Annotated in this window: 11 protein-coding genes and 2 tRNA genes; 10 read left to right on the top strand and 3 right to left on the bottom strand. The window is 71.5% G+C overall.

The window, feature by feature from the left end:
* Positions 1-206 precede the first annotated feature (206 nt).
* Positions 207-662: an SSI family serine proteinase inhibitor gene (locus FNQ90_RS07210; RefSeq protein ID WP_182605531.1), complete on the bottom strand. Its 456-nt coding sequence runs from the start codon at positions 660-662 to the stop codon at positions 207-209.
* Positions 663-926: 264 nt separating this feature from the next.
* On the opposite strand from FNQ90_RS07210, the gene FNQ90_RS07205 reads away from it, so the two are divergent.
* Both FNQ90_RS07205 and FNQ90_RS07200 read left to right on the top strand, forming a co-directional pair.
* Positions 927-1,016 (top strand) — tRNA-Ser (locus FNQ90_RS07205).
* A gap of 349 nt (positions 1,017-1,365) precedes the next feature.
* A tRNA-Arg gene (locus tag FNQ90_RS07200) sits at positions 1,366-1,438 on the top strand.
* An 87-nt stretch (positions 1,439-1,525) separates the two neighbouring features.
* Here FNQ90_RS07200 and FNQ90_RS07195 read toward each other — a convergent pair.
* Complete coding sequence (locus FNQ90_RS07195; protein ID WP_182605529.1) at positions 1,526-2,713, bottom strand: tyrosine-type recombinase/integrase; 1,188 nt, start codon at positions 2,711-2,713, stop codon at positions 1,526-1,528.
* Positions 2,694-3,422 (bottom strand): helix-turn-helix domain-containing protein, encoded by a 729-nt coding sequence (locus tag FNQ90_RS07190; protein ID WP_182605527.1) that lies wholly within the window; start codon positions 3,420-3,422, stop codon positions 2,694-2,696. Before FNQ90_RS07190 ends, FNQ90_RS07195 begins: the two co-directional genes overlap by 20 nt.
* A 106-nt stretch (positions 3,423-3,528) precedes the next feature.
* Between FNQ90_RS07190 and FNQ90_RS07185 the strand changes: the two genes are divergently transcribed.
* The 8 genes from FNQ90_RS07185 to FNQ90_RS07150 form a co-directional block, all read left to right on the top strand.
* Positions 3,529-3,750, top strand: coding sequence for a helix-turn-helix transcriptional regulator (locus FNQ90_RS07185; RefSeq protein ID WP_228470935.1), 222 nt, complete (start codon positions 3,529-3,531; stop codon positions 3,748-3,750).
* Positions 3,747-3,986 (top strand): hypothetical protein, encoded by a 240-nt coding sequence (locus FNQ90_RS07180; RefSeq protein ID WP_182605525.1) that lies wholly within the window; start codon positions 3,747-3,749, stop codon positions 3,984-3,986. The genes FNQ90_RS07185 and FNQ90_RS07180 overlap by 4 nt, the downstream gene beginning before the upstream one ends.
* Entirely contained in the window at positions 3,983-4,477 is a 495-nt protein-coding gene (locus FNQ90_RS07175) for a hypothetical protein (RefSeq protein WP_182605523.1), read from the top strand. Before FNQ90_RS07180 ends, FNQ90_RS07175 begins: the two co-directional genes overlap by 4 nt.
* Positions 4,474-5,769, top strand: coding sequence for a DUF3987 domain-containing protein (locus tag FNQ90_RS07170; RefSeq protein WP_182605521.1), 1,296 nt, complete (start codon positions 4,474-4,476; stop codon positions 5,767-5,769). The genes FNQ90_RS07175 and FNQ90_RS07170 overlap by 4 nt, the downstream gene beginning before the upstream one ends.
* Positions 5,770-5,974: 205 nt before the next feature.
* The gene (locus FNQ90_RS07165) at positions 5,975-6,253 is read left to right on the top strand and encodes a hypothetical protein (RefSeq protein ID WP_182605520.1); all 279 of its coding nucleotides are present in this window, start codon (positions 5,975-5,977) and stop codon (positions 6,251-6,253) included.
* Positions 6,250-6,657, top strand: coding sequence for a hypothetical protein (locus tag FNQ90_RS07160; protein ID WP_182605518.1), 408 nt, complete (start codon positions 6,250-6,252; stop codon positions 6,655-6,657). Before FNQ90_RS07165 ends, FNQ90_RS07160 begins: the two co-directional genes overlap by 4 nt.
* Entirely contained in the window at positions 6,654-7,061 is a 408-nt protein-coding gene (locus FNQ90_RS07155) for a hypothetical protein (RefSeq protein ID WP_182605516.1), read from the top strand. Before FNQ90_RS07160 ends, FNQ90_RS07155 begins: the two co-directional genes overlap by 4 nt.
* A partial coding sequence (locus FNQ90_RS07150; protein ID WP_182605514.1) for a hypothetical protein occupies positions 7,061-7,805 on the top strand: 745 nt, incomplete at its 3' end. The genes FNQ90_RS07155 and FNQ90_RS07150, both read left to right, overlap by 1 nt.

Genomic DNA, 7,805 nt, shown 5'->3' with positions numbered 1-7,805 from the left:
GGGAGGGGACACGACGCGGAGCGCCGGGAGGCGGACCGGGGAGCCCGGGGAGCCGGAAGCGGGGCCGGAAAACCGCGGTGGGCCCGGCCGAGCCGGCACGTGGCACGGGCCCACGGGGGTACGGGGGTGCGGTGCGGCCCCGGCCGCCGGGGCCGCACCGCACCCCCGGTGGGGGGATACGGAGACGGCCCCGACGGTCGGCCCGATCAGGAAGGCTGTCCGACCATCGACGGCAGCACCGGCACCATCGCGTCCCAACGGGCGATCTCGCAGCCGTTGGTGCGGGAGAACGTCGCGCGCACCTGCTCGCCGTTCCACCTCCCGGCGACGGTGGCCGTGGCCGGGCCGCCGTGCTGCTGGGTGCACATCGTGTCGGGACCGATCGGGGCGAACAGATCCGTCCCACGGGTGTTCGCCCCGAGCAGCACCTCGCAGGCGGCCTCGGCCCGGGGGTGGTCACCGCCCGTCGGCTCACAGGTCAGGGTGTGGGTGCGGGAGGACGAACGGGAGCCGTCCTCGGAGACGGTGATCCTCAGGTCGTGGGCGATCGGCCTGGCGGCCGTCCCGGCCTCGCCCGGCTCGGCCGGGGCGCCCGCCTGCGGACCGGCGGCCAGGGCCGCCAGGGCGGCCAGCGCGGCGGCGGTGAGGGAGGTGAAGTCCATGGGGGTTGCGCTCCTAGGGTCGGATGCGTGCCACTTCACGCTTGCGTGGGTTGTGCGGTTTCCACGGGTTTCGCGGGGTCCGGCGGCGGAACCGACGGATTGTCCCCACCCGTTCAACGCTGCTCACGGAAAGTGGTTGCGCAACGCGACACGACCGGATGCCCCCCGTCCGGAGGAGCGCGAGTGGCTCCGGCCGTGACGGCTGTGGCATCATTTGCTCGCACACACCCGCTCTCGCGGCTCTCGCGCGGGCGTGAGGTGCGTGGAGGCTTCGCCTAGTCTGGTCTATGGCGCCGCACTGCTAATGCGGTTTGGGGTAACCCCCCATCCCGGGTTCAAATCCCGGAGCCTCCGCAGCTGAAGCACCGGGGACCCCCGGCCGACACGGCCGGGGGTCTTCGTCGTGCGGGGCCCCGGTGGCGCGCGGCGGCCCGACCCGAATCGTCATGGTGCCGTGTCCCGGACCCCTCGCGGTACCCCGGGGTGCCGGCCTCCGGGACCGCTGTCGTCCCTCCCCGTCGCCGCTCCCGGCAGGCCCCCGGGGGGTGGTTTCCCGCGCCGGTGATTCACCCGCGCGGATGACCGATCGAGAGGGTTTTCGCAGGTCGCGTCGGGTGGGGGCAATCGATTTCGTCTCACGGCGCGGGTCATGTAATGTTGTTCCCGCAACGCCGACCGGCGGCCCCGCCGCCCGGATCGACCAGCGCTCGTAGCTTAACGGATAGAGCATCTGACTACGGATCAGAAGGTTGCAGGTTCGAATCCTGCCGAGCGCGCACATCACAACCGAAGATGCTGGTCAAGGCCAGTTGCTCACCGCTCGTCCGGAGGACTCCGGGCGGGCGGTACGTATTTTGTACACCTCACGCGGGCTCGTCCTCCCCGCGGTCGGCGTTCCGGGAGCGTTCCGCGGTGCGCTGGGCGTCCAGCGCGTCGGCCACCTCGTCCAGCCTGTCGGGGAACAGGTGCCCGTAGACGTCCAGCGTCATCGTCGCCGATGCGTGCCCGAGCATCGTCTGCACCACCTTCACGTCCGCCCCGGCCGCGATCGCCAGGGACGCCGCGGTGTGCCGCAGCTTGTGCGGGGTCACCCCCAGGTGACCCAGGCCGGCCGCCTTCACCGCCGCCGCGAACTCCCTCGATCGGAAGTTGTGCGCCCGGAGCGGGCCCTTGCGCGGCGCGGGGAACAGCAGCTCCCCCTCGGCGCGGCCGTCGACCACCGGCTTGAGTTCGGCGACCAGGAAGGCCGGCAGCGGCACCGAGCGCCGTTCGTGGTCCTTCGGGGTGTCCTCGTAGACCTCCCCGTTGTCCTCGGCGAAGGCGGTCACCACGTGCGCCCGACGCGCCGCCAGGTCCACCCGGCCCACCCGCAGCGCGGAGACCTCCCCGAACCGCAGTCCGGTGTAGGCCAGCAGCAGCACCAGCGGCCGGAACCTCCCCGCCGCGTCCGCCAGGCGGTCGACCTGGTCGTGCGTCAGGTACACGTGATCCGGCAGGCCCCGGCGCGGCAGCGGCACCCGGGCCGCCGGGTTCGACGCCACCCGGCCGGTGCGCACCGCCCACTCCAGCGTCATGAACAGCACGCGGTGCAGGCCCCGCACCACCGCCGGTCCCAGCGGCTTGCCGCCCAGCCCGGCCGCCGTCGTCAGGTGCCCGATCCACTCGGCGACGTCCTCGTGCCGGATGCGGTCCACCGGCGTGGTCCCCCACTTCGGCAGCACGTAGGCGTCCAGCGCCCGGCGGTACCGCGACCGTGAGGACCGCTTGAGGTGCGCCTGAGCGGCGAACCACTCCTCGGCCACCTTCTCCAACGTCGTCTTCCCTGCGGCCGGGTCCCGGTAGGACCCGTTCGCCAGGCGCTGCAACAGCTCGTCCCGGAACGCCTCGGCCGGGGGCTTGCGCGGGAACGTCTTGGCCTTCGGCTTGTTGTCGGGGTCGTACCACCGCACCCGCCACCGACCCGGGGGCTCCCGTCGTGCGGCCTTCGCCTTCTCCACGGCGGCCAGGAAGTCGGCGTGCTTCGCCCGGTCTTCAATCCACACCCGCGCCATCGTCGCCACCTCCCCGACTCTGTTCCTCGACCAGCCGCGCCGCTTCCTGGCGAAGCCGCTCCAGCTCCTCCCGGGAGGACCGGTCGAACTCTTCCCGTTCTGCTTCCATCCGGGCCAGTTCCGCCTCAAGTCGACCGAGCGAGAGCCGGGCTGCGGCCAGTCGGTCGGCGAACTCGCTCGGGTGGCGGGACTGGCTCCGCTGGGAGATCTCGACAACACGGTCGACGTCTCGACGGAGCGCTTCCACCGCGCGACCGACGGGCCGGCTCCTCAGGTAACGCCGCCCCGGGGGGAGGCTGTGCAGTTGATAGCCCAGCTCCGCTTCACTGGCGTCCCCCGAGGAAAGGGGGAGGGAACGTTCATTGCTCGCCCACTCCCATGCCACATCGGCGGGCACTTCACCGGCGCCAGTGATCTCGATGGACTGATGTGGGGAGTCCTTGAGGGGCAGCAGTAGAGCGGCGGGCGAGACGCCTAGGGCGGTAGTCAGTGCCATCAGGTCGTCTACATCGACGCGGCGTTCCCCGCGTTCGATCTTCGCGATTGCCGAGGGTGTGATCGGACGCCCCGCCTTCTTCAGCAAAGCCGACAGCTCGTAGATCGTCAGCTGCCGCCGCTTACGCATCTTCTGCACTCCCTCGGCCACCGTCTTGGCGGTGGGGCCGTAGGGCACAGAAGGGCGGGGACGTCGCTGCTTCTCCTCGGTCATGAGGCACAGCGTAAGACGGCGCGCTGTTCGTTCTCGCTTCGACAGTGGTACTTTCGTCTGCGGCATAGTGGTCACTATACACATCACAGTGTCTAAGATGAACACCATGGAAGGGAAAACAATGCGCAACGAACTGCTGTCGCCGAAGCAGGTGCAAGCGGAGTACGGGTTCAGCCTCCAGACCCTCGCCAACTGGCGGTGGATGGGAGAAGGGCCGGCCTACATCAAGACGACGCCCGGCAGGTCGGGACGGGTGATGTACCGGCGCAGCGCGATCGAGGCCTGGCTGGACGCCCAGACCGTGACGACCGGGGGCGAGGCGGCATGACGACCAACGAAAAGCGTCCCCCGGTGGTGGAGCACCGGAGGACGCAGAAAGACCAGCTGGACGGCGGGTCGGAGACCACCGTACCGCGTCGGGTGCCCGCACGGCACCTTCTCGCGAACAACCCCTACGGCCTGACGCTGCCCGAGGTGCGCGCCGAGATCCGGCGCTGCTGCGCCCGCGGGTGGCAACTGTGGGAGATCCGCCGCCGCTTCGCCCCCGACCGGGAGGCGTCGTGAGCGAGCACATCGACCCCGGGCAGGTCACCGCCCTGTGGGCGTCCGCCCGGACCCACGATCTCCTCGACGGCCTGGACGACGACACCGTGCCGGCCTACGGCTCCGCCGCCTGGCTGGAGCTGGACGCCACCGACCCCCGACGGGCCGCCGCCCTGTTGGCGGCCGCCGAAGCCTGGCGACGCCAAGAAGCCCAACAGGACCGCCTCGACCGGCTCGCCGACGAGGACCCGGATGCCTGGTACGACGAGGTGTTCGGCGACGCCATCGAGGAGACCGGGCGCATCGCCCGCCGCGTCGACCTGGCCACCATGCTCGACCGCGTTCGCGCCGAGGCCGACGCCCGCAACGCCCGCAAGCCGACGCCCGTTGTCGCCCGGCCCGGGTGGTCCGTCGCGATCCCGGGCCGGCCCGGGTGGTGGCGCCACTGCATCGACGGCCGCCAGGTCGACCTCCCCCGTCGCCGTCCCGAACAGTCCGGAGCAGCCGCATGACCGATCCCACCATCGCCGGCGTCATGACCGGCCACCCCGGGGAGGCCCGGGAACCCTCGCCGGTGGGCCGTCCGTGGCCCACTCTCGCCCCGGCGGCCCTGCACGGGCTGCCGGGCACCATCGTGCAGACCATCGAGCCCCACACCGAGGCCGACCCGGCGGCGATGCTGTTCACCCTCTTCACGGCCGCCGGCGCCATGATCGGCGGGTCGCCGCACATGTTGACCGGTGGTGTGGAGCACGGGGCGAAGGTCTGGACGCTGATCATCGGCCGCACCGCCGGCGGCATGAAGGGCACCTCGTTCGCCGAGATCCGGCGCGTGCTCAAGGCCGCGGATCCCGAGTTCTGCACGGCGAAGGTCGTCAGCGGCCTGTCGTCCGCCGAAGGGCTCATTCAGCAGGTCCGCGACGGGTCCGGGGACGACCTGGACTCCGACCACTTCGATGAGGGCGTGGTCGACAAGCGGCTGTTGGTCATCGAGTCCGAGTTCGCCTCGGTGCTCGCCCAGGGCAAGCGGGAGGGCAACACCCTGTTGCCGGTCATCCGGCAGGCGTGGGACGGCGGGACGCTGCGCACGATGACGCTGCGCCCGAAGGTGGCCACCGATCCGCACATCGGGATCGTCGGGCACATCACCCCGACCGAGCTGCGGGCCAAGCTCAACGAAGCCGAGCGGGCCGGCGGCACCATGAACCGGTATCTGCCGGTGCTCTCGCGCCGCTCGAAGCTGCTGCCCGACGGCGGGGACCTGGCCGAAGCCGAACTCAAGGCGATGGGCGCCAGTCTGCGGGCCGCCATCGACCGGGCCCGATCGGTGGGCCGGATGCGCCGCACCCCCGAGGCCGCCCGGCACTGGCGGGACCTGTACAAGCGTCTGGCCGCCGACCACGCGGGGGACGGGCCCGTGGCCCAGGTCGTCGCCCGGGCCGCGCCGCAGGTGTTGCGGCTGTCGGTCACCGCGGCGCTCCTGGACGGCTCCGAGGTCATCGACCTGCCCCACCTCCAGGCCGCCGAGGCGATGTGGTCCTACGCCGAGGACTCCGCCTGGTGGGTGTTCGGCAACACCTCGGGCAACCCCGACCTCGACCGGTTGAAGGCGTTCGTGGACGCCGGTGGGGAGCGGGGCGTCACCCGGACCGCCATCGTCGCCGAGTGCTTCGGCAGGAACCGGAAGAAGGATCAGATCAACGCCCTGTGGGCCGAACTGCTGACCCTCGGCAACTACGAAGAGTGGTCGGAGCCCACGGGTGGACGGCCCCTTATGGGTCTGCGACGAAAGAAGGCTAACTAACGAAGTAAGCCGCCTACCTGCGAAGACGCGAAGGGGCTTTCTCGACTTCTTTCGTCGCAACGAAGTAAGTCGGAAACCCTCACCCTCGCTGAACTGCTTGTTTCGTAACTTCGCCTTACTTCGTAGCCAACCCGTCCCCCCTCCCCGAACGTAACGGAACGTCACCACCGAGAGCCACCGAACACCCCACCGGAAGGGGGTCGGGATGACCACCGAACAACCGCCGCTTCCCCTCGAAGGACTACCGGACCCGGCACGCGAACGCGCCGAGCGACGCCGTGCCATGCGGGCCGCCTTCGCCGAAAGCCGCCGCGCGGGCCTGGCCGCCCGCCGACGCGCCAAGCTCGCCCGACTCGGCCGGCGGGAGCCGGCGGGCGAAGAACGAGAAGCCGCACCCCGGGGCGCCACCGATGCGCTTGGCTACCGTCCGGGGCCGCACGATGACGGAACCCCGCAGACCACCACACGGAGGAACCAGCCATGACGGAGTTCAACAAGACCGGCTACGTCGCCCACTTCACCGCCCCGCAGGGGCGGCAGGTCGGGAACGTCCTGGACGTCGAGGCGTGGCACCCGGAGACGGGGGAAGCCCTGGTGGTCGACACCAAGACGGGACGCCTTCGCCCCGCCGCCTCCTACAGCAACTTCGACTGCCTGTCCCAGGTCCCCACGGTCGTCGCGGCCCTCCCCGGGGACGGCTGGAGGGTGGAGTACGACACCGAGGACGAGGGCGGTAAGGAGAGCACCCCGGTGGTCGGCTGGCTCGTCACATCCGACGGCAACCTCCATGCCCTCGACGTCGACGGCGACGGCGTCAGCCACGACCCGACCACCGTGGGGAACTTCTCCCGCCTCTACCACCCGGACTCCTCGGAGGAGCCCCGGTGAGCGCCCGTCGGCCGTCGGCCGTCGCCTACACCGCCGGCGTGGTCGTCCTGCCCGCATCCGTCGCCTACCCCCTGTGGGTGATCCTGCGGCGCGAACTCGCCCGCCACCGCGACGGCGGTGGACGCCTGCGGCCCGACATGGCCGACGCCCTCGACGCCCTGCGGGCCGCGGCCCACCACCACGCCATGACCGCGAACGGACACCCCGCACGGACACCCGACCCCGATCCGGCACCCTCACGGCACGAACTGCTCACCACCGACCAGCTCGCCGAACTCCTCGGCGTCACCGCCCGCCACGCCCGACGACTGGCCGCCGCATCCGGCATCGAACCCGCCGCCCGCGGCGCCTGGCACCCCGACGACGCCCACCACCTCACCCGCACCCGACAGGAGGCCGCGTGATGGCCGTACCGCTCCCGCTTCCCCACCCCAAGGACGATCCCGCCGTGCGCGGCGCCCGCCTGGCCCGCGAAGCCCTCCCCGAAGTCCTCGCCGTGCTGCGAACCGACACCAACACCACCCCCATCGACCGGGCCCGCGCCATCAACTCCGCATGGCGCCAGGCCGTCGCCGAAGCCCGCCGACACTGGGAAGACCTCACCACGCGCCGCACCGAACGTCTCGGCTGGCTGGAGAACAGCCTGCCCGTCCGGCCCGATATCCCCGACACCGCGACCGCCGCCGACCGCCAGGTGCTCCTCGCCGCGTGGAAGACCGCACTCACCGAGGCCCGGAACGCCGACGCCGACCAGCGCACCGCCATGCTCGAAGAAGCCGAGCGGTACGGGGACGACACCGCCCGCCGCGCCGTGCTGGCCGCGGCATACGACGACTCCCAGTGGCCCGTCATCGAGAAGTGGACGGCCCGTCACGCCCCGGAGGCCGGAGCCCACTTCACCGAGCTGCGCGACCTGCGCGAAACGGTCGCCGGCCGGGGCTTCGACAAGCTGTGGGTCACCCAGGCGTTCCGCCCCATCGACCAGCCCGAGGAGTCCAAGGAACTCCCCGAGCTGGTCGCCCGCCACAACGACGAGGTGCGCCGCTACAACGCGGGCAAGGCCGCCACAGCGCCACCCCGCAGGCTCCTCGAGCTGGAACCCGGAGAGGTTCCGCAAGCCGCCCTGTCCGCCGGCCCCACCGCCGCAT

The sequence above is a fragment of the Streptomyces alkaliphilus genome, assembly GCF_014141535.1.
In the GTDB taxonomy this organism is placed as follows: domain Bacteria; phylum Actinomycetota; class Actinomycetes; order Streptomycetales; family Streptomycetaceae; genus Streptomyces; species Streptomyces alkaliphilus.
This window is presented reverse-complemented; position numbering and strand designations above follow the sequence as displayed.